Below are 21602 nucleotides of genomic sequence, written 5' to 3' on the forward strand. Positions count from 1 at the left end.
CGAGCGGTGGATGGACGGCGAGGCGCCCGCGATCGACGTCAGGCTCGGGCTCGCGCGCGGAATAGGCTCCCGCGGCGATGCCCGCCGCCGCCGATCCGCACGCGCCCGTCCTCGTCGGCCTCGGGGAGGTGACGCGCCGTCCCGGCGACGCCGGGCCGACCGAGCCCGCCGCGCTGATGGCCGTGGCCGTGCGCGCGGCGCTGGAGGACGCGGGCGCCGCCGCCGGCGACGCGCTGCTGGAGCGGGTGGGCGCGATCGGCGCGGTGCCGCCCGCCGCGTGGCCGGACGGCGACCCGGGGCGCCGCGCCGCGCGGCTGCTCGGGATCGGCGACGACGTCCCGACGCTGCGCTCCTCGCTGCAGGGCGGCAACGGCCCGCAGCTGCTGGTCAACGTGCTCGCGGGGCGGATCCAGGCCGGGACGCTGGACGCCGCGATCGTCGGCGGCGCCGAGGCGCTGAGCACGGTCGCCCGGCTGGCCCGCGAGGGCGCGGCGCCCGACTGGCCCGCCCCCGACCCCGACCGCGCCGCCGACGAGGTCCTGGAGGGCGAGCGGGCCGCGAGCACCGAGGCCGAGAGCGCCGTGGGGATGATCGCGCCGATCATGGCCTATCCCTTGATCGAGAACGCGATCCGCGCCGCCTCGGGCGCCACGCCGGCCGCGCACCTGCGCACGATCGCGGGCCTCTGGTCGCGCTTCAGCGCGGTCGCGGCGACCCAGCCCGCCGCGTGGTCGCCGACGGCCTACGGCGCCGACGAGCTGGCCACGCCGAGCGCCGCCAACCGCCAGGTCACGTTCCCCTACACCAAGCTGCTGAACTCCAACATCCAGGTCGACCAGGGCGCCGCGGTCATCCTGACGTCGGTCGCGACCGCCGAGGCGCTCGGCGTGCCGCGCGACCGCTGGGTGTTCGTGCACGCGGGCGCCCGCGCGACCGACGAGTGGTTCGTCAGCGAGCGGGCCGAGCTGCACCGCTCGCCGGCGATCCGCGCCTGCGGCGAGGCGCTCTTCGCGCACGCCGGAATCGGCCCGGACGACCTCGGCCCGATCGACCTGTACTCCTGCTTCCCGGCCGCCGTCCAGCTCGCGGCGACCGAGCTGGGCCTGCCGCTGGACGACCCCGACCGCCCGCTCACCTGCACCGGCGGCCTGACGTTCTTCGGCGGCCCGGGCAACAACTACGCCACGCACGGCATCGTCGCCGTCGCGCGCCGGCTGCGCGCGGCGCCCGCCGGCACGCTCGGGCTCAGCACCGCGCTGGGCTGGTACGCGACCAAGCACGCGCTCGGCCTGTACGGCAACGCGCCGCCGAGCAGGGCCTACGCCTCGCTGGAGCCCGTCGTCGACGCGCCACCCGCGCGCGCCGTCGCGCGGCCCGCCGAGGGCGACGGGATCGCCGAGACCTGCACGCTGATCTACGACCGCGACGGCGCTCCGAGCTACGGCATCCTGTTCGCGCTGACCGCCGACGGCGAGCGCGCGGCGGCCAAGACCGACGACCCGGCGGTCATGGCCGCGATGACCGGCGACGGCTTCCTCGGCGCGCCGGTCCGCCTGCACGCCGATCGGACGTTCGACCTGGCGTGACGCGCCCGCCCGCGCCGGCGCTGGAAGCGCCGCCACCGCTCCACGGCCACCGTCTCGGACGGGATCAGCGGCACCAGGACGTCCCCGCCGGCCGCCACGAACACCAGCAGATAGGTCCAAGGGCGGTCGGAGATCTGCTGCGTCAGCCAGTCGAACATGCGGCATCCGACGACGTACCCGCGAATTGGCGCCCGGACCCGCGTTTGGGCGGCCCCGTCCCGTGGGCATCGGGAGTCAGGTCATGTCGGTGACGACGACCGTCCGAGGGGCCTGAGGGGCCTCCGTCGTGGATCCGCTGCTGATGGCTCAGGCCCTCGGGCCGACCGAGCAGCACCACCTGCTGGTCGCCCGGCAGATGCAGGCCCTGTCGTTCGCGGTGCACATCCCGCTGGTGTGCTTCGGCATCGCGTTCCCGGCGATGGTCCTCTTCATGGAGTGGTGGGGCATGAGGACCGGGGACCCGCTCTACCGCACGATCGCGCGCCGCTGGAGCCGGATCATGGTCGCGCTGTTCGCCGTCGGCGTGATCACCGGCACCGTGCTGAGCTTCGAGATGGGCGTCCTGTGGCCGAACTTCACCGCGACGTTCGGCGCGGTCTTCGGCCTCGGCTTCGCGATCGAGGGCTTCTCGTTCTTCATGGAGGCCATCTTCATCGGGATCTACGCCTACGGCTGGGACCGGCTGTCGCCGCGTCTGCACCTGCTGAGCGGGATCCCGATCGTCATCACCGGCTTCACCGGCTCGTGGATGGTGATCGCGGTCAACGGCTGGATGAACCACCCCGGCGGCTTCCGGATCGTCAATGGCCAAGCGGTCGACATCCACCCGTGGAAGGCGCTGTTCGCCAACCCGTACCTGTGGCACGAGTTGGTGCACATGTACATCGCGGGCTACATCGTCACCGGCTTCGTGGTCGCCGGCTGCTACGCGTTCGCGCGCCTGCGCGGCCGCTGGACGCGCTACGAGCGGACCGCGATCGCCGTCCCGCTGACGATCGCCGTGCTCGCCTCGCCGGTCCAGGTGCTGGTCGGCGACTGGGCGGCCCGCGACGTCGCCGCCAACCAGCCGACGAAGCTCGCCGCGCTGGAGGGGCTGGGGCAGACCGAGCGCGGCGCGCCCGAGCACCTGCTGGGCTGGTACCAGGACGGCCGGGTCAAGTGGGGCGTGCGCATCCCGAGGTTGTTGTCGTTCTTGTCGTTCCACAACTTCAACGCGCGGGTCGAGGGGCTCGACGCGGTGCCCGAGCGCGACCAGCCGCCGGTCAACGTCGTGCGCTTCGCGTTCCAGACGATGGTGGGGATCGGCACGTTGATGGCCATCCTCGGCGTGATCGTGCTGATCGTGCGCGTCCGCAAGCGACGGCTGCCCGAGAGCAAGTGGATCTACATGGCGTTGGTCGCCGCCGCCCCGCTGTCGGTCGTGGCGCTGATCGCCGGCTGGGTGACGACCGAGGTCGGCCGCCAGCCGTGGGTCGTCTACCACGTCATGCGCACCAACCAGGCGGTGACGGGCGCGGGCGGCGTCCCGGTCGGCTACGCGGCGTTGTGGGTGGTCTACATCCTGGTCGCGATCGCGGTCGTGTGGATCCTGCGCCGGCTGGCGCGCGCGCCGCTGAGCCTGCCGACCACCACGGCGGCCGAGGAGGTCTAGGCCATGCCGCTGTCGACCGTGCCGATGCTGTTCATCCTGGCCGGCCTGATCTTCTACGTGGTGCTGGGCGGCGCGGACTTCGGCGCGGCGCTGTGGCAGATCAGCGCGCCGCGGAAGTCGGACCCACGCACCCGCGCGCTGCGCACGCTGGCCCACGACGTGATGAGCCCGGTCTGGGAGGCCAACCACGTGTGGTTGATCTTCGTGCTGACCGTGACCTGGACGGCGTACCCGGGCGCGCTGGGCTCGATCGCCTCGACGCTGTCGATCGCGCTGTCGGTCGCGGCCTTCGGGATCATCACGCGCGGCGCGGCCTACGCGACGTCGAGCGGGACGTCGGATCCGCGCGAGCTGGTGCGCATCGACACGCTGTCGGCGATCGCCTCGGTGCTCGCGCCGTTCGCGCTGGGCGCGTGCGTCGGCGCGATCGCCTCCGGGCGGGTGCCGTACGGCAACGCGCGCGGCAACCTGTGGACGTCGTGGCTGAACCCGACGTCGATCCTGATCGGCGTGCTGGCGGTCGTCTTCAGCGCGTACCTGGCCGCGGTCTACCTGTGCGCCGACGCGCACCGGCGCGGCCACGACGAGCTGGTCGCGCCGTTCCAGCGGCGGGCGATCGGCGCGGGCCTGGTGGCGGGCGCGCTGGCGCTGGCCGGGCTGATCGTCCTGCACTCCGACGCGCACGCGCTCTACCACCAGCTCGTGTCCGGCCGCGGGCTGCCGGCGCTGATCGTCTCGGTGGTCGCGGGCGCGGGGACGCTCGGGCTGGTCGTCGCCGGCCGCTATGAGCCCGCGCGGTTCACCGCGGCGCTGGCGGTCACGGCGATCGTGGTCGGCTGGGCGCTGGCCCAGGAGCCGCGGTTCCTGCCGGGGCTGACGGTCAGCGAGGCGGCGGCGTCGCACGACACGCTGGTGGCGGTGATCGTCGCCGTGGTCGGCGGCGGGATCCTGCTGTTCCCCGCGCTCGGGTTGTTGTTGCGGTTGACGCTCGGCGGCACGCTGGGCCACCACGGCGAGATGGACCACGGGCCCGCGGGCGCGGAGGGGGCCGTCGCGGCGCTCAGGCCCGGTCGCGTGGCCCCGCCGTTCCCGACGCCGTCGGCGGCACGGGTGGCGGTCGCGCTGCTGGTCGCGGGCTTCGGGCTGCTCAACGTCGCCGACGCCCGCTGGGCGCACGCGATCGGCGTGGTCTGCCTGATCGGGGCGGTGGTCGTGGGCTTCCTGGCGGCCGTGCCCGCGTGGCTGGCGCCCGAAGGGGGGTAGTCTCGCGGCCATGGCCACGAGCGCGATCCCGCTCACCTCCCTGTCCTCGGGCGCGGGCTGCGGCTGCAAGCTGCCCGCCGCCGACGTGCTCCCGATCGTCAAGGACCTCCCGGTCGCCACCGACCCGCGGCTGCTGGTCGGCACGCCCACCGGCGACGACGCCGCGGTCTTCCGGCTGTCCGACGACCTCGCGCTGGTCCAGACGATCGACTTCTTCACGCCCTTGGTCGACGACCCCTATGACTTCGGCCGGGTCGCCGCCGCCAACGCGCTGAGCGACGTGTACGCCATGGGCGGCACGCCGCTGACCGCGATGAACGTGGTGGCCTTCCCGCTGGAGCGGCTGGGCGGCGACGTGCTGGCGGCGATCCTGCGCGGCGGCGCCGACGTGGTCGGCGCGGCGGGCGCGTCGGTCGTCGGCGGGCACTCGATCAAGGACGACGAGCCGAAGTACGGGCTGGCGGTGACCGGCACCGTGCATCCGGACCGGATCACGTCCAACGCGGGCGGGCGGCCGGGCGACCGGTTGGTGCTGACCAAGCCGCTGGGCGTCGGCGCGATCGTCACGGCGGCCAAGCGCGGGGCCGCGGGCTCCGGGCTCGTGGCGCGCGCGGTCGAGATCATGGTGGAGCTGAACGCCGCGGCCTCGCGCGCGGCGGTCGCCGCCGGCGTGCGCGGGATGACCGACGTCACCGGCTTCGGGTTGTTGGGGCACCTGCACAACCTCGCGCGCGAGAGCGGGCTGGCCGCCGAGGTCGACGCGGCGGCGGTCCCGGCGATCGACGGCGTGGCCGAGCTGCTGGCCGACGCGGGCGCGGTCTCCGGCGGCAGCGCCCGCAACGCCGAGTGGGCCGCGGGCTTCGCGACGATCGCTCCCGGCGTGGATCCGTGGCGCGCGCGGCTGGTGACCGACGCCACCACCTCGGGCGGGCTGTTGATGGCCTTGCCCTCCGGCGCCGACGTGGCCGCGATCCCCGGCGGCGTCGTCGTGGGCCGCCTGGTCGACGGCCCACGTGGCACGATCTCCGTGCGATGAGGTCCCTGAGGCCTCCCGTGGAGCGGCCCGGGGCCGGTGCCCCGAACGGCCTTCAAAGCCGTTGGCGGCGCCTCGACCGCGCCGGGAAGGTTCGACTCCTTCGCCGCTCCGTCCCATGACCGCGTCGGCGGCGCCGCTCACGCTCGGGACGGCCGGGCACATCGATCACGGCAAGACCGCGCTCGTGCGCGCGCTGACCGGGATCGACACCGACCGCCTGGAGGAGGAGCGCCGCCGGGGCATCTCGATCGTGTTGGGCTACGCGCCGCTGGCGCTGCCGTCGGGCCGGCGGCTGTCGGTGGTCGACGTGCCGGGCCACGAGCGCTTCGTGCGGACGATGGTCGCGGGCGCGACCGGGATCGACCTGTACCTGATGGTCGTCGCCGCCGACGACGGCGTGATGCCGCAGACCGTCGAGCACGCGACCGTGCTGGGCGCGCTCGGCGTGGCGGCGGGCGTGGTGGCGGTGACCAAGGCCGACGTCGCCGACCCGGCGCGGGCGGTCGCGGAGGCGCGCGAGCTGCTGCCGGGCGCGAGCGCGTTCGTGCCGTGCAGCGGGACGACGGGGGAGGGCGTGGCCGACGTGGCGGCGGCGCTGGACGCGGTGGCGGCGGCGCTGCCGGGCCGCGCGGGGGCGGGCGGCGCCGACGCCGCCGCGGTCCTCCACGTGGACCGCGCGTTCACCGTCGCCGGGATCGGGACGGTCGTGACCGGCACGCTGTGGGCGGGGCGCCTGGCGCGGGGCGATGTGGTGGCCCTGCTGCCGGGCGAGCGCACGGCGCGGGTGCGGTCGGTGCAGGTGCACGACGTCGACGTGGAGGCGGCGGAGGCCGGCCAGCGCGTCGCGGTCAACCTCGCGGGCGTGCGGGCGCGCGACGTCGCGCGCGGGGACGTCGTCGCGCGGCCGGGCTCGCGGGGCGAGCGCCGGGTGCTCGACTGCGCGCTGCGCCTGCGCGGCGACGCCCGCCACGGCGAGCGCGTCCACGTCCACCACGGCACGCGCGAGGCGCCGGGCCGGCTGAGCGACCTCGGCGACGACCTCTGGCAGGTGCGGCTGGAGGCGCCGGTGATGGCCGCCGACGGGGACCGGATCGTCGTCCGGCGCCTCTCGCCGCCCGACACGCTCGGCGGCGGCGTGGTGCTCGACGCGGCCGCGCGCCGCCACGGGCGCCGGGCCGACGTGCTGGCGCGGCTGGCGGCGCGGCGCGACGGACGGCCCGAGCCGCACGCGCCCGCCGCCGCCGCGCCTCCGGCGTCGCCGTCGTCGTCGCCGGCCGACGCCCCGTCGCCCGCGCGGCGCGCCGCCGCCGACGCGCTCGCCGCCCGCCTCCGCGCCGCGGGCCTCGCGCTGCTGAGCGAGGCCCAGATCGACGACCGCGCCGCGCTGGCGCTGCTGCGCGACGAGGGCCGCGCGGTCCGCGTGTCCGGCCCGCTCTACGCCGACGCGACCGTCGCCGACGACGTGACCGCCAAGATCATCGCCTTGATCGAGGAGCGCGGCTCGACGTCGCTGGCCGAGGTCCGCGACGCGCTCCAGACCTCGCGCAAGCCCGCCCAGGCCTTCCTCGAGCACCTCGACGCCCGGCGCGTCACGCGCCGCCTCCCCGACGACCGCCGCGTGCTGCGCGCGCGCCGCCCCGCCGCCGCGGAGGTTCCCCGGTGACCGAGCGCGACCGCCTGCGCGCGCTGCCCGCCGTCGACCGCCTGGCCGCCGCCGTCGCGCCGAACGGCGAGACCACGCCCGCCGCGGCGATCGCCGCCGCGCGCGCCGTCCTGGACCGTCGCCGTGCCGAGATCCTCGCGGGCGCGACCGACGACCCCGACCTCGTCGCGCGCGCCCGCGCGCACCTGCGCCCGTCGCTGCGGCGCGTGCTCAACGGGACCGGCGTGGTCATCCACACCAACTTGGGTCGGGCGCCGCTCGCCGACGCGGCGGCGGAGGCCGTCGCCGACGCCGCGCGCGGCTACGTCAACCTCGAGCTGGACCTGGACTCCGGCCGCCGCGGCGCCCGCGACGCGCACGTCGCGGCGCTGCTGGCCGAGCTGACCGGCGCGCAGGACGCGCTGGTCGTCAACAACGGCGCGGCCGCCGTGCTGCTCGCGGCCGCCGCGCTGGCGGGGCGCGACCGGTCGATCGTCGTCTCCCGCGGCCAGCTCGTGGAGATCGGCGGCGGCTTCCGGATCCCCGACGTCGTCGCGCAGGCCGGGGCCCGGCTCGTCGAGGTCGGCACGACCAACCGCACCAACCTGGCCGACTACGAGCGCGCGGTCGCCGACGGCGCTGACGTCGTCCTGCGCGTCCACCAGTCGAACTTCCGCACGGTCGGCTTCACCGCCGACGTGCCGATCGACCAGCTCACGTCGCTCGGCGTCCCGGTCATCGACGACCTCGGCTCCGGCGTCCTGCTGCACCACGCCGACGAGCCCTCGGCCCGCGACGCGATCGCCGCCGGCGCCGCGCTCGTGACCTTCAGCGGCGACAAGCTGCTCGGCGGGCCGCAGGCCGGCCTGGTCGTCGGCACGCGCGCGGCCGTCGCCGCCGCCCGTGCCCATCCGCTGGCCCGCGCGCTGCGCGTCGGCCGCCTGCCGATGGCCGCGCTGGCCGCGACGCTCGCGCTCTACCGCGACCCCGAGCGCGCCCGGCGCGAGATCCCGGTCCTGGCGATGCTCGACGTGCCCGACCACGTCCTCCGGGAGCGCGCCGAGCGGATCGCGCTGGCCACCGGCGGCGAGGTCGTCGCCTCCACCGGCCGCGTCGGCGGCGGCGCGCTGCCGCTGCTGGAGCTGCGCGGGCCCGCGGTCGCGGTCGGGCCGCCCGCGCTGGCCGCGCGCCTGCGCGCCCACGAGCCGACGCCGCTGCTGGCCCGCGTCGCCGACGACCGCACGCTGATCGACCCGCGCACGCTGCACGACGACGGCGACCTCGACGCGGCCATCGCCGCGCTGATCGCGGTCCTCGGCACCCGAAGCTAGCGGTGCTCGACGACCTCCATGTCGTGCTCGGGCTCGGCGCGGGTGGCGCGGCCGCGGTGGTTGAGCGCGACGGCCTCGTCGTCGTGCGCCGACGAGCGGCCCGCCCGCACCCAGGCGAAGCGGAAGCACAGCGCGGCGCCCATGAACGCCCCGCTGGCGACGTGGTCGGCCCAGCGCCCGACGCCCGGACGGCGCCGCGCGAGCCGCAGGCCGAGGCCCAGCCGGGCCAGCCACTTCGCGCCCGAGAACCAGCGCGCGCCGGCGCCGGTCTCCAGGACGTTGGCCAACCGCCCCAGGCGATGGTGGTTGATCTCCGACAGGATCAGCTCGGCCGCCATCGCGCCGCTCTCGGTGACCAGCAGCGCGCGCTGGCTGGGGTGGTCCTCGTCCTGGCCGAGCGCGGCCAGCGTCAGCCGCACGGTCGCCGCGCCGGTCAGCGTCGCGGTCGAGACGAAGATCGGGCCCAGCAGCCACTTCGAGCGCGACCACACCGGCACCGCCGTCGACGCCAGCAGCACGCCGGTGTAGGACCCCAAGTACCCGCCGACGACCGCGTTGGCCGCGCCGAGCGCCTTCGCCTCGCGATCGCGGCCCAGCAGGTCGGCGCCGACCGCGCCCGCGCCCAGCGCGCCGAAGACCGACAGGCACCACGACCCCATCGACATGGGGGAGCGCGGCTTGAAGATGCGCAACATGTTGTAGAAGCGCTCGGACCGGCCCAGGTCCATGATGAGCAGCGGCGGCGACGGCATCAGCGCGCCGAGCGCGACCTTGCGCGCCACGCGCGCCGAGCGCTCGTCGCCGGCCAGGTCGCAGGCCAGCGCGACGAACGACGCGCCCGCCGCCATCCCGCCGAACCAGAAGTACAGCGGCACCTCCCACGTCCACACCGGCGCCTTCATCATCGGCCCCTGGACGATCTCCGGCGGCTCGCCGCCGCGCCCGCGCCGGTTGGCCTCCGCGATCCGCTCGGGCTCAGGCCGCGGCGCCCGCGCGTACCGGGACCCGTCGCGGAAGAGGAACGACCACCGCGCGTCCGCCCAGGCGCGCTGGTGCAGGCCGACCGCCGCGCCGGCCACCGCGCGGCGCCAGCTGCCCGGGCGGCCCGGGACGCCGAGCGCCGGCGTCATGTCGCGGTCGTCAGCGGCCGCCGCGTCGGCGGTGCGGGCGCGCTCGGCGGCCCGCGACTCCTCGGCGCCCGCGGCCGACGCGGCCTTCTGGCCCTCGCCCATGTCGCGGTCGCCGCCGCGCGGGCCGCCGCTCATCGCGGGTGCCCCTCGCTGCGCGTCTCGCCCTGGTCGGCGCGCCCCTGGGCCCGGGGCACCGCCGCGTGGCCGTGGGCGCGATCGCGGCGCCGGCCGCCCTCGCGCAGGTCGCGCACGACCTCCACGGCGCCCGCGGCCGCCGCCGCCAGCGTCAGGAGGCCGCCGGGCCGCGCGCCCGTCCACCCGCGCTTGGCCGCGCCGAAGGCCACCGCCACGCCGGTCGCCGCGGCCAGGCCGGCCGCGACCGCCGCGGCCGTCGCGGTCACCACGTTCTCCTGGATCGGCGAGTCGGCCTGCGCCGGCAGCCCGTAGCGCTCGGGCGGGTCGGTCAGCAGGAAGAACGCGCCGAGGCCGCCCGCGACCTCCTCGCCGGGCGCGTCGCCCGCGCCGTAGAGGTAGGCGTCGGTCCGGCCGCGATCGTGCAGGGTCGCGACGCGGCGCTCCGCGACGTCGAGCAGCTCGTCGTAGGGGCCGAACTGGATCGAGTCGGTCGGGCACGCCTTCGCGCACGCGGGCTCCAGGCCGTCCTGGAGGCGGTCGTAGCAGAGCGTGCACTTGGCGGCGCGACCATCTTGATGATCTCGGTCGATCACGCCGAACGGGCACGACGGCACGCAATAGCCGCAGCCGTTGCACACGTCCTGCTGGACGATCACGGTCTCGAACTCCGTGCGGACCAACGCGCCGGTCGGGCACGCGTCCATGCAGCCGGCGTTCGTGCAGTGCTTGCACACGTCCGACATGAAGATCCAGCGCGACATGTCGGCCACGGCGGCCGCGACGTCGACCTCGGCCGGCGCGCGCTCGGAGGCCATCGCGACGAGGTCGAGGTCGTGGGCCTCGGAGACCGACAGCGGCGAGGGCTCCAGCTGCTCGACGAAGCGGACGTGGCGCCACGTCGCGGCGCCGAGCTCGCCGGTGTGGTCGTAGGAGCCGCCCTTGCGGAACGTCGAGCCGTCGGCCGGCAGGTCGTTCCACTGCTTGCAGGCGACCTCGCAGGCCTTGCAGCCGATGCAGACGGTGGTGTCGGTGAAGAACCCCATGCGCTCCGCCTCGGGGCGGCGCACGGAGATCTCGGAGCGGGGCGCGTGGGGGACGGCGGTGCTCATGTCTGCGTGTCGCCTCCCGTCTCGAAGGACTTGGGCTGTGGGCCGAGCTTGGGGCGCTCGGCGGCGTGGTCGCGGTTGACCCGCGCGTCGCCGCGCGGCGCGAGCGTGACCCGCGAGGTCCCGACCGTCGAGCGCCGCCCCGCGCGCACGTCGCAGGTCAGCGCCTTGGTCGTCTCGATGTTGACGTTGGGGTCGCCGCTGAGGTGCAGGATGTCGTTGGCGCTGTCGCCGAGGCTGATGCCGTTGTAGCCCCAGTGCCACGGCACCGCGACCTGGTGGATGACGCGGTCGGCGATCCGCAGCGGGCGCATGCGCTCGGTGACCTTCGCGCGCGCCTCGATCTCGCCGCGCTCGGTGCTCAGCACCAGCCAGCCGCCGTCCTCGATGCCGCGCTGGGCGGCCAGGACGGGGTCGATCTCGGCGAACATCTCCGGCTGCAGCTCCGACAGCCACGGCAGCGTGCGGCTCATGCCGCCGGCGGTGTGGTGCTCGGTCAGCCGGAACGTCGTCAGGACGCAGGGGAAGCGCGGGTCCGCGGTCTTGTTGATGGGGTTGTCCGGGCGCTCCCAGCGGATCGCCACCGGGTTGGCGCCGATCGCGGGGTAGAGGAGGTTGGGCACGGGCGACTCGACCGGCTCGTAGTGCGTGGGCAGCGGGCCGTCGAGCAGGCCCGCCGGCGAGTACAGCCAGCCGCGGCCGTCGGCCATCATGATGAAGGGGTCGTCGCCCGCGATCGCGTCCATGCCCTCGCCGCCGTTCTCCGGCGGGCGGTAGTCGGGGCGCTTGTCGACCGGGAAGTCGGGGACGTCGTAGCCGGTCCACCGCTCGGCCTCCGCGTCCCACCAGACGTACTTCTTGCGCTCCGACCACGGCCTGCCCTCGGGGTCGGCGGAGGCGCGGTTGTAGAGCAGGCGGCGGTTGGCCGGCCAGACCCAGCCCCACTCGGGCGAGACGTAGCCGCCGGGCTTGGACGTGTCGCCGGCGGTGCGGCGGCGGGCCTGGTTGACGCCGTCGGCCATGATCCCCGCGTAGATCCAGCAGCCGCACGCGGTGGAGCCGTCGGCCTTGAGCTGCGCGAAGCCGGGGACGGGCGCGCCGCTGGCCATGTCATAGCCGTTGATCTCGCGCAGGACGTCCTCGGCGTGCGGCTCGTGCAGCGGCCCGTGCTCCTCGTAGGGCCAGCTGAGGTTGACGATCGGCCAGTCCTTGGGGTCCTGTGAGCTCTTGTAGTGGTCGATCACGCGCTTGGTCAGGTGGTGCATGAACCACAGCTCGCTGCGCGCGTCGCCGGGCGGCTCCAGCGCCTTGTCGCGCCACTGCACCATCCGCTGGGTCTGGGTGAAGGACCCCTCCTTCTCGACGTGCGTGGCGGCGGGCATCAGGAAGACCTCGGTCTCGATGTCCTCGGGGCGGACCTCGCCGGCCTGGACCTCGGGCGCGTCGCGCCAGAACGTCGCGGTCTCGATCTCGGCGAAGTCGCGGACGACCAACCACTTCATGTGGCGCAGCGCGCGGCGCTGCAGGCCGCCGTTCTGCGAGCCGACCGCCGGGTTCTGCCCCATCACGAAGAGCCCGTCGAGGCCGCCGTCGACCGCGCGCATCATCGTCGGGAAGTGCGCGTGGTTGCCGGTGATCTTCGGCAGGCGCCCGAAGCCGTAGTCGTTCTCCGCGGTGGCGGCGTCGCCGAACCAGGCCTTCAGCAGCGAGATGATGTACTTGTCGAAGTTCGCCCACCAGCCGCGACGCGCGCCGCCGGTCTTGATGTAGGTGTCGAGCGTGAGCTCCTCCTCGTGCGCGCGCGGCATGTGGAGGTAGCCGGGGAGCAGGTCGTACAGCGTGGGGATGTCCGACGAGCCCTGGATCGTCGCGTGGCCGCGCAGTGCCATGACGCCGCCGCCGGGGCGGCCGACGTTGCCGAGCAGCAGCTGGAGGATCGCGCCGGCGCGGATGATCTGGACGCCGTTGGCGTGCTGGGTCCAGCCGACCGCGTAGCAGAGCGCGGTGGTGCGCTCGCGGCCGGAGTTGGCGATCAGCGCGTCGGCGACCTCGCGGAACCGCTCCTCGGGGATGCCGCAGATCTGGGCGACCATCTCCGGCGTGTAGCGCGCGTAGTGGCGCTTGACGACCTGGAAGACGCAGCGCGGGTCCTGCAGCGTCTCGTCGCGTGGGATCGGGCCCTCGTTGAGGCCGGCGCCGGTGTGCTCGTCGAAGGCCTGGCTGGCGTGCTCGCGCATGCCGGCGGCCGAGGCGATCTCGCCGCCCTCGTACATCCACGAGCTGCGGTCGTACATCCCGGTCTCGGGGTCGAAGCCGGAGAAGACGCCGCCGAGGTCCTCGGTGTCCTGGAACTTGTCGTTGATGATCGTCGACGCGTTCGTGTAGTGGAGGACGTACTCCTTGAAGTAGGACTCGGTCTCCAGGATGTAGGAGATGAGCCCGCCGAGGAACGCGATGTCGGTCCCCGCGCGAATCGGGACGTGCGTGTCCGCCGACGCGCCGGTGCGCCCGAAGCGCGGGTCGACGTGGATGACCTTGGCCCCGCGCTCCTTGGCGCGCATGACCCAGCGGAAGCCCACCGGGTGCGCCTCGGCGAAGTTGGAGCCCTGGATCAGGATGCAGTCGCTGTTGGCGAGGTCCTGCAGGAAGGTGGTCGCCCCTCCGCGACCGAACGAGGTCCCCAGACCGGGGACCGTGGAGGAGTGTCATATGCGGGCCTGGTTCTCGATCTGGACCGCGCCCATCGCCGTGAAGGACTTGCGGATGAGGTAGTTCTCCTCGTTGTCCAGCGTGGCGCCGCCGAGGTGCGCGAACCCGAGCGTGCGGTCGACGCGCGTGCCGGTGTCCGGGTCGACGGTCTGCCAGCCTGCCTCGCGGGCGGCGATCACGCGCTCGGCGATCATGTCCATCGCGCGCTCCAGCGGGATCTCCTCCCACTCGGTGCCGCGCGGACGCCGGTAGAGGACCTTCGTCAGCCGGCCGGGCTGCTGCACGAGCTGGCGCGACGCCGACCCCTTCGGGCACAGCGCGCCCTGGTTGACCGGCGAGCCCGGATGGCCCTCGATCCCGACCAGCTCGCCCTCCCGCGTGTACACCGCCTGCGCGCACCCGACCGCGCAGTACGGGCAGACGGACTCGGTGGCCTTCAGCCCCGCGATCCTGGCGCCCGCCTCCCGCGTCTGCCTGGAGACCGCGTGTGGCCCCATGCCCCAATCGGCCGCCCGGCCGATGACGGGCAGATCGCGCAGCGTGCGGAAGGGCTTCGGACGTGCCACCTCCACAGGATCATGCCCCTTTCGTCGCGCGGAGGAAACCCGGTGCGGGAGTCTGTCGGTGCAATACCGTCACGGCGAACTGATCGTGTTACGCCTCGTCGAAGGCGTCCTGTCGCAACGCCGCTTCGACCACGGATGGAACGTCGTCAGGGGAGACGAAGCCGATCAGGGCGGTGTCCACCTGCGTGTACTCGGCGGACCGGATGACGCTTGTCGGACCAACGACGACGCTCGTCACGTGGTCTGCCCGGGCAAACGCTTCAACGGCATAGCAGACCGCCTGGTGGTATCCGGCGGCGACGGTCGACCGATTCGACGAGTACTTGCACTCGAACAAGAGGACCCTTCCGTCGGGACCCTCCAACATGAGATCAGCACCGAGCGGCTGTGGGTGCGGAAATAAGGCCTTCGCCGCCGTCAGATATGGCTCCGGTGGGTCGGAGCTCCACGATCCCGCGCTCTCGAACCAAAGTCGCCATGGCCGGTGGGCGTAGTCCTCGACCAGGAAGTGCGGCCCCTTCGCTCCGGCGCCGAGCGGTACGACGTTGGTGACGGTGGCGCCGCTCGACCGCAAGGCGTGGAGCACCTCCCCGAGAACCGCGAGGTGGAACAGGCGTCCACCGAGCGCCGGGTCCGGCGCCACCAATTCCATCGCCAGTTGATCGAGCGGCGTGCGGTGGCGCCAGAGCAGCCGTTCGCACACCGGGACGAGCGATCTCCAGGGTGAACCTTCCGCTCGAATCGCACGTAGTTCCGCATGGCCCGGAGGGTCTCCGGAGACTTCGGCCAAGGCCGTCGTGTCCAGCAAGGCCATCGCTGCCGCAAGCCGTGCGCGCGCCTCCTTCTGCTCGGGGCGTTCGGCCACGGCCGCGTGAGGAGCGAGCGCCGCCAGCTCGTCGAGGCACCACCTGACGGTGGTCGCCAGGGTCGTCGCGGGCGTGCGTCGCCGATGTCTGGCCACGAAGTCTTGCGGCGGCCAGCCGGCCCGCCGGGTGAGCGGCCATGAGACTCCGGTCGTCGGTGTGGCCGTAACGGCCGTCGAATGTGCGGTTACGGCGGGCAGCGCATCGATCCATGCGCGTGTCCGCCGGGGCCATCGACGCAACAGCGGCTCGAGCATCTCGAAGAGAACACGCATCGCGCGGTGCTCGACGTCTCGCTCATTCCATCGGCGCTCGGCGATCTGTTCATGGTCGGTGGCCAAGGCGCGCCAGAGTTGGCCTGCGCCCGTCCACATCGCGCAGGTCTCAGCAAGTCCGCGTCGAGGAATCGGCGGAACGTCCCCGAGGGCGTGGGGAAAGTCCGTCGGCTCGCGGCTCAGCTCAGGACCGCGATCGTCGCCGTCACCCAGGTCCATTGCTCTGACGAAAAGAGGCCTTGCCCCATCAACCGAGCGCCGAAGGACGCCAACTCGTCTTCGTCGTACTGCGCCAGAGCGTTCCCGGCGGCCAGGACGTAAGCCTCTGCGGTCAGCTCCGGGGTCAGCGCGGTCACATGCTCGGCACTGAGTCCTGCCGCACCGGCGCGCAGGTAGTTGGGGATCGAGAGGAAGACCGCTGGCCCAAGAGGAAGATCGGAGACTCGGTGCAGGTTGTAGAGGCCGTTGATGACACGTGCGGTGTGCGTGATGTCGATCCCTGCCGGCAGGTCATCCAGCCTCTTGTCGAGGGCTGTCGCGAACAACAGGTCGTCGATGGGCGGCACCGGTACGCGGTGGAAACGGCGGCCGAGGGCCTGGCCGAACCGGAAGACCCGCTGGGCGTCAAGCGCGTTGTAGGTCCCGAGCAGGCGCCAGTCGCGGTTCGCGACGAAGCGGATGGGTTCGCCGACGCCCGACTCGAGCCGCTCCCAGCCGTCGCAATAGCTGTGGTCGGCGTCGAGGTCCCAGTCGAGCAACACCTCCGCAGCGTCGAGTTGGTTGCTTGCCCGCCCGAGTGAGACGGAGCCGCCGGTGAGCCACGTGAGCACCGGACCGAGGATCCGGTCCAGGTCGGCGCGATTGGCCTCGTCCAAGACAAGCCATGCGTCGCGGCGCAGAGCATCGAGCAACCGGCCCGGGCGAAAGCGCAGGCGCCCCTCGTCATCGACGGTCTCGCCGCCGACGAGCGTTCTTGTATCCCATCCTTCGTCCGGGGTGGTCGAGTCCACGCGTGAGGGTGGAGCTACCAGGCCGAACCTCGTCGGCGTCTCGTACACCTCAGCGAGGAGGTTGTTCACGAGCGTCGTCTTCCCGGTTCCGGGAGGCCCGACGAGGAGCACCGCGCGATGCGAAGCGACGGCCGTACGCACCATGCGCTGGACGCGGTCGTCGACGTGCAGATCGGTCGTGCCCGGCGGAACGTATTCGTCCCCGCGGTCGAACTGCAGACCGATAGACGGATTCATCAGATATGAGGACATGGCCTGGCCGCTGTACGCCGGTTGGATCGCCGTGATCTCCGCCGCGGGGAATGCCGTGCGGAGCGGCTGAAGTCGTTGCGCACCGACGGGTTCCACAGCTGCGAGAACCTCGGCGCCGTCGCCGTTCGAATGCACGATCAGAGCGGCTTCGAGACGTCCGTACCCGATGAGCTGCGGAAGACTACGCACGCTGGACGTCAACAACGAGGCATCCGTGTGCAGGACCACCAGCAGGCGGGCGGCGCGCCCACGGTGCGACTGGTCGGCCTGCTTCTTGAGGTTCCCGGGCTTAGAGACATAGATGGCGTAGACCTCGCCCATGGGCAGGCGGAGGAGGTCAGCGGCCCATTGCTCCAGTGGGCGGAGCTGTTTCGTGCTTGGCTGGCTGGGATCGAGATCGACGACCGACTCGTCGAGCCGATCCTGCCACGTCGTCATACGGTCTCCAGCTGCGCCGTCAGGCTTTCGTGATGCCGACGCAGAGCCGCGATGAATCCCTCGGCAAACCGCAGCCGGCCCTGCTGGGTGCGCCGGAGGAAACCGGCGGTGGCCCGCTCCGACAGCGGCGTGGTGGGGTACTCCAGAAAGTCCGCCAGGGATGTGGCGGGCACGTGTCGCGGCCACGTGGAGACCGGCGATCCGTGAACACGCGTGTCGGGGCCGCCCCAGGCGGCCGAGGGCCACCGGTGGCCGCCCTCGAGCGGCGCGTCGGCGGTCTCGTCATAAACCGTAGTCGGAGCAACGAGCCGTCTGCCAAGCCACTCGGCCACCGGGACGCTGACCGCGTTGCCGACGAGCTTCCATCGCGGACCGTTCCTGCGCGAGGGATCGTCGACGGACGACGCCGTCCAACCGGACGGGAAGCCCTGCAATCGCTCCGCGTCACGGATGTCTGGTAGGACGATCCTCCCGTCGGGCATCCAGATGGCGGGCGGCGACGGGATCCCGACGGTGGAACCGCCCTTCAATGTCGGGATCGCATCGATGGCCCATCCGAGCCCTCGTACACCCTCGGTCCAGTAGAAGCCACAGGCGACCTCTCCGGGCGTTCCTTCAGTATTGACCACGCCGTGGTCCTCGGTCAGCAACACCGGCCTGGGGTCCTTCGTCCGGCTCGCCAGGACCAGGACACGTTGCCGCCGTTGCGGTAGACCGAACGCGCGGGTGTCCACGATGCGGTATGCCCATGAGAACCCGCGACGGCTCAGCTCGCTGGTGAGGAAGCGCATTGCCTCGCCGCGCTCCAGCTGGAGCATGAACGGCACGTTCTCCAGCAGAAGCCAGTCAGGATCTTTCGGCGCGCTGTCGAGCAGGCGGAAGACCTCACCGACCAACCCCGAGCGTTCGCCCGTGATACCCGCCGTGCGGCCCGCCTGACTCAGATCCTGGCAAGGGAATCCGGCTGCAACGAGATCGACCTCGGGCAGGCGTTCGATGTCGCGGACGTCGTCCACCAGCGGGGACTCAGGGAAACGCTCCGCAAGGACTCGTTGTGCGGGTTCGAAATTCTCGCACAGCAGGACGGTGGCGTGGCCGACCCGGCTCAATCCCAGCTCGATGCCTCCGATACCTGCGAACAGCCCAGCGGTGCGGAGACGCAGGCGTCGCGGTTCGGCAGGGATCGGCAATGCGGTCTGGGCGGCGTCCATCGGGATGAATGAGGGTGGCAGAGCGGGCGGACAGTTCGAAGACCGCCTTTGCATCATTTCCGGCGAGTACTGGCGTCCGGTTGGCGTTCGCGGTGCTGTCGGCCAGATGACCGACATGGGCGGCGCGGCGCGTCCGTCGCGGCGCGTCCGCCGGCGGACGCGGGGCCGAGCGGCCGGGTCCTTCCGGGACGGTACGTCGCTTTCTTGGTGAGCGTTCTTGTACGCTTCCGACATGGCGCCGGAGGAGACGGCTGCTCGGCTCGACACGATCGCGGCGCGGGTCGGCGCGCTGGCCGACGACGTGCGCCAGGGCAGCGCGGCCGCGCGGGACCTCGACGAGGTCGCCGCGATGCTCGCGCGCGTCAAGCTCGACCTCTTCGGGCCCAAGCGGCGGGCGGCGCGGGGCGCGGGGGCCAAGGTCAAGATCCGCGACTTCCTGCTCGCGCACGTCGACGAGGTCGTCACCGGCGCGGAGCTGAAGGCGATCGGCGGCATCCAGGAGTGGGCGCGCCGCGTCCGCGAGCTGCGGGTCGAGGACGGCTACGACATCGTCGAGGTCGGCGACAGCGCGTACCGCCTGCGGAGCGCCGTGCCGAACAGGGAGCGCGCCGAGCAGTGGGCGCTGGCCAACACGATCAGCAACCTGCCGGGGTCGGCGCGCAGCCGCATCGAGAGGTACCTCGAGGCCACCGTCGGCACGGTCGTCACGCGCAAGCAGATCGACCTCGTCGCCAAGATCGCCGAGGGCAGCCGCCGCGTCCGCGAGCTGCGCGACGAGCACGGCTGGCCGATCCTGTCGCACGTCGACGACCCGACGCTGGCGCCCGGCGAGTACCGGCTGCTGTCGACCGATCCCGCCGACCGCCGCGACGCCTCCCAGCGCATGTACCCGGAGGACCTGCGCCACCGCGTCTTCGTCCGCGACGCCTACACCTGCCAGATCTGCCGCCGCGACCGCGCCAAGGCCGAGGCCGCCGGCGACCTGCGCTTCTACCTCGAGGTCCACCACAAGGTCGCCATCGCCGACGACCTCTCCGACGTGCCCGTCGCCGCGCGGCACGACATGGACAACCTGATCACGCTCTGCCACAGCGACCACCTGCGCGAGAGCGCCGCCCTCCAGGAGCGCAAGCGCCGCGCCCGCGGGGCCTGAGCGGGCCTACGCCGCGATCAGCTCGCGGTCGGCCGCCTCGAGCTGGACGAGCAGCGTCTCGGCGATGCGCTGGGCCAGCAGCGGCGGGACCGCGTTGCCGACCTGCTTGGCGACCGTCGTCATCGGCTGGTCGGCGGGAAGCTCGAAGTCGTCGGGGAACGTCATGCAGCGGGCGGCCTCGCGCACGGTGATCGGGCGGTGCTCGCTGGGGTGCAGGTAGCGGCCCTTCTCGGGCTTGAAGAACTCGGTCCGGATCGTGAACGCCGGACGGTCCCACCACAGGCGGCCGAAGACGTCGGTCGAGCCGGTCTTCTTGCGCAGCCAGCAGTTGGGCGTGATGTCGGGCCGGCGCTCGGCGAGGTGGAAGCGGCCCTCGCCCTCGCCCGGGATCGTCCGGTAGCGCTCCAGGCTGACCGGGCGCGGGTTGCGCGAGTTGTGCCAGTTCTTCTCGTCGGGCGTCAGGGGCAGGCCCTCGACCGCGTCGCGGAACGTGCGCCACGCCGTGCCGCCGAGGCCGACCGCGTCCGGCGGGAAGTGCGTCCGCTCCGGGAAGGCCGGGGCGCCGATGCGGCTGCCGATCGCGATGGCCCGCCGACGGCGCTGCGGCACGCCGTAGTCCGCCGCGTTGAGGATCCGGGCGTCGACCTCGTACCCGCGCTCGCGCGCCGCGTCGGCGAACTCCTGGTACTCGGCCGAGCGCAGCAGCTCCGGCACGTTCTCCATCACGAACATCGACGGCTGCGCCTCGTCCAGCGCGCGCAGGTACTCGCGCCACAGCTCGCGCCGCTCCAGGCCCACGCCCGCCATGTTCAGCGGCGAGAAGCCCTGGCACGGCGGGCCGCCGATGACGACGTCGGCGCTCGGGAACTCCTCGACGTCCTTGATGTCCCCGGCCAGGACGTGGTCGCCGAAGTTGCGGCGGTAGGTCTCGGCGGCCGCGGCGTCCCACTCGACGGCGAAGACCGAGCGGAACCGGCCGGTGTCCTCGAAGCCGCGCGTCATCCCGCCGCAGCCGGCGAAGAGGTCCATCAGGGTGAACGGCGAGGGACGGAAGCGCGACATGTGGGCCCGGAAAGCTACGGGTGGCGTCGGACGCCGGCGCTCGCGAGCGCGGTCCGGACCGCGATCTCCACGCGGTCGGCCGCCTCGATCGCGTCCTCGTGCTCCCAGACCCGGACGACGTGCCAGCCGTTGGCCTCCAGGAGGGCGTCCGTGCGGCGGTCCCGGTCGCGGTTGCCCTCCAGCTTGGCGCGCCACCAGCAGGCGTTGTTGGCGGGCATCGTCGAGTGCCGCGGGCACATGTGCCAGAAGCACCCGTCCACGTAGACGGCCACGCGCGCGCGGGAGAACACGATGTCCGCCGACCCGCGCAGCTCGCGGATCGGCCGGACCGCCACGCGGTAGCGCAGCCCGCGGCGGTGCAGCTCGCGCCGCAGCGCGAGCTCGGGCCCCGTGTCGCGTCGCGCCTGTCGCGACATCCGGCGGCGCACGCTCTCATCCGCCGGGGTGGGGCGCTCGGAGGACATCGTCGACAAGCCTCTCAGGGATCGCTCAGGCACGCCTTCGATCCCCTTCAGGAACGCGGCGCAAGCTGCGTCCATGACCAGACGACGGAGCGCGTGCCAGAGGCCGGTGAAGCTGAGGGTGCCCGCGCGCCGGACGGCGTGCCGTCCGCGCGTGACGGCGCTGGACGAGCCGGGGCGGATGTACATCGCCGGCTGGGACGTGCCGGGTGGGCCGGTGAGCGTCGACGTCGTCGACCCCGCGGGGACCCTGACCGCGCATTGGGAGTGCGGCAGCGACGCGGCGCTGGCGGTCGCGCTGCTGTCGGACGCGACCGGTCACCGTCCGCGGGAGGCGACGGCGGCGGCGTTCGAGCGCGAGGTCGTCGCGCTGCTGCCGCGCGACGGGTTCGCCATGTCCTCCCAGGAGGTCTGCGCCTGGCTGCTGATCCGCGCGATCGAGCGGCTGGAGCAGTAGGGCGAACCCCGCGGCCGCGGCGGTCGCGGCGGCCTCAGGCCGCCATCCGGATCGGCGCGTCGTGGACGACCGCGCCGGTCCCGAACTCGAAGCGCTCCAGCGTCACGACGTGGCCGCGGCGTCGCACCTCGACGAGCACGCCCCACGGGCGCTCGTGGACGCGGACCTCGGCGCCGGGATGGCGCAGGCGCAGGCTGTGAATCTCTCGTGCCTGGTCGAGGGTGAGCTCCGAGTCCATGCAAGGATCATCGACCGCGTTGCTCAA

Annotated in this window: 17 protein-coding genes and 1 tRNA gene; 9 read left to right on the forward strand and 9 right to left on the reverse strand. The window is 73.3% G+C overall.

Features of this window, described 5'->3' with window-relative positions:
- Window positions 1–77 precede the first annotated feature (77 nt).
- From VFG42_RS09940 to selA, 7 genes are all read left to right on the forward strand, one after another.
- Complete coding sequence (locus tag VFG42_RS09940; RefSeq protein ID WP_324907855.1) at window positions 78–1586, forward strand: hypothetical protein; 1509 nt, start codon at window positions 78–80, stop codon at window positions 1584–1586.
- A 286-nt stretch (window positions 1587–1872) separates the two neighbouring features.
- Window positions 1873–3237 (forward strand): cytochrome ubiquinol oxidase subunit I, encoded by a 1365-nt coding sequence (locus VFG42_RS09945; protein ID WP_324907857.1) that lies wholly within the window; start codon window positions 1873–1875, stop codon window positions 3235–3237.
- A 3-nt stretch (window positions 3238–3240) separates the two neighbouring features.
- Window positions 3241–4500 carry a cytochrome d ubiquinol oxidase subunit II gene (locus VFG42_RS09950; RefSeq protein WP_324907860.1) on the forward strand — a complete coding sequence of 420 codons (1260 nt, stop codon included), beginning with the start codon at window positions 3241–3243 and terminating at the stop codon, window positions 4498–4500.
- A gap of 10 nt (window positions 4501–4510) precedes the next feature.
- Window positions 4511–5536, forward strand: coding sequence for a selenide, water dikinase SelD (gene selD, locus VFG42_RS09955; protein ID WP_324907862.1), 1026 nt, complete (start codon window positions 4511–4513; stop codon window positions 5534–5536).
- 19 nt (window positions 5537–5555) lie between these two features.
- Window positions 5556–5652: transfer RNA gene (locus VFG42_RS09960), tRNA-Sec, on the forward strand.
- Window positions 5652–7199, forward strand: a complete 1548-nt coding sequence (gene selB, locus VFG42_RS09965) for a selenocysteine-specific translation elongation factor (protein ID WP_324907864.1) — start codon at window positions 5652–5654, stop codon at window positions 7197–7199. The genes VFG42_RS09960 and selB overlap by 1 nt, the downstream gene beginning before the upstream one ends.
- Window positions 7196–8509 (forward strand): L-seryl-tRNA(Sec) selenium transferase, encoded by a 1314-nt coding sequence (selA, locus tag VFG42_RS09970; RefSeq protein WP_324907866.1) that lies wholly within the window; start codon window positions 7196–7198, stop codon window positions 8507–8509. Before selB ends, selA begins: the two co-directional genes overlap by 4 nt.
- Here selA and nrfD read toward each other — a convergent pair.
- The 6 genes from nrfD to VFG42_RS10000 all read right to left on the reverse strand — a co-directional run bounded on the left by nrfD (window position 8506) and on the right by VFG42_RS10000 (window position 18204).
- Complete coding sequence (nrfD, locus tag VFG42_RS09975) at window positions 8506–9774, reverse strand: NrfD/PsrC family molybdoenzyme membrane anchor subunit (RefSeq protein WP_324907869.1); 1269 nt, start codon at window positions 9772–9774, stop codon at window positions 8506–8508. The genes selA and nrfD overlap by 4 nt on opposite strands.
- Window positions 9771–10883: a 4Fe-4S dicluster domain-containing protein gene (locus tag VFG42_RS09980; protein WP_324907871.1), complete on the reverse strand. Its 1113-nt coding sequence runs from the start codon at window positions 10881–10883 to the stop codon at window positions 9771–9773. Before VFG42_RS09980 ends, nrfD begins: the two co-directional genes overlap by 4 nt.
- Complete coding sequence (gene fdh, locus VFG42_RS09985) at window positions 10880–14086, reverse strand: formate dehydrogenase (protein WP_324907970.1); 3207 nt, start codon at window positions 14084–14086, stop codon at window positions 10880–10882. Before fdh ends, VFG42_RS09980 begins: the two co-directional genes overlap by 4 nt.
- Window positions 14087–14243: 157 nt before the next feature.
- The gene (locus tag VFG42_RS09990) at window positions 14244–15512 is read right to left on the reverse strand and encodes a hypothetical protein (protein WP_324907974.1); all 1269 of its coding nucleotides are present in this window, start codon (window positions 15510–15512) and stop codon (window positions 14244–14246) included.
- Window positions 15473–16993, reverse strand: a complete 1521-nt coding sequence (locus VFG42_RS09995) for an AAA family ATPase (RefSeq protein ID WP_324907873.1) — start codon at window positions 16991–16993, stop codon at window positions 15473–15475. Before VFG42_RS09995 ends, VFG42_RS09990 begins: the two co-directional genes overlap by 40 nt.
- Window positions 16990–18204, reverse strand: coding sequence for a DNA (cytosine-5-)-methyltransferase (locus tag VFG42_RS10000; RefSeq protein ID WP_324907875.1), 1215 nt, complete (start codon window positions 18202–18204; stop codon window positions 16990–16992). The genes VFG42_RS09995 and VFG42_RS10000 overlap by 4 nt, the downstream gene beginning before the upstream one ends.
- 232 nt (window positions 18205–18436) lie before the next feature.
- On the opposite strand from VFG42_RS10000, the gene VFG42_RS10005 reads away from it, so the two are divergent.
- Window positions 18437–19357 carry an HNH endonuclease signature motif containing protein gene (locus tag VFG42_RS10005; RefSeq protein WP_324907877.1) on the forward strand — a complete coding sequence of 307 codons (921 nt, stop codon included), beginning with the start codon at window positions 18437–18439 and terminating at the stop codon, window positions 19355–19357.
- Between the two features lie 6 nt (window positions 19358–19363).
- On the opposite strand, the gene VFG42_RS10010 is transcribed toward VFG42_RS10005, so the two are convergent.
- Window positions 19364–20419 (reverse strand): DNA cytosine methyltransferase, encoded by a 1056-nt coding sequence (locus tag VFG42_RS10010; protein WP_324907879.1) that lies wholly within the window; start codon window positions 20417–20419, stop codon window positions 19364–19366.
- Window positions 20420–20433: 14 nt separating this feature from the next.
- Window positions 20434–20883 (reverse strand): very short patch repair endonuclease, encoded by a 450-nt coding sequence (locus tag VFG42_RS10015; protein ID WP_324907881.1) that lies wholly within the window; start codon window positions 20881–20883, stop codon window positions 20434–20436.
- A 151-nt stretch (window positions 20884–21034) separates the two neighbouring features.
- On the opposite strand from VFG42_RS10015, the gene VFG42_RS10020 reads away from it, so the two are divergent.
- Window positions 21035–21337, forward strand: a complete 303-nt coding sequence (locus VFG42_RS10020) for a hypothetical protein (protein WP_324907883.1) — start codon at window positions 21035–21037, stop codon at window positions 21335–21337.
- 34 nt (window positions 21338–21371) lie between these two features.
- On the opposite strand, the gene VFG42_RS10025 is transcribed toward VFG42_RS10020, so the two are convergent.
- A complete protein-coding gene (locus VFG42_RS10025) occupies window positions 21372–21575 on the reverse strand; it encodes a hypothetical protein (RefSeq protein ID WP_324907885.1) in 204 nt (67 codons plus the stop codon).
- Window positions 21576–21602 lie beyond the last annotated feature (27 nt).

The organism is Baekduia sp. (assembly GCF_035685985.1).
Classification (GTDB): domain Bacteria; phylum Actinomycetota; class Thermoleophilia; order Solirubrobacterales; family Solirubrobacteraceae; genus Baekduia.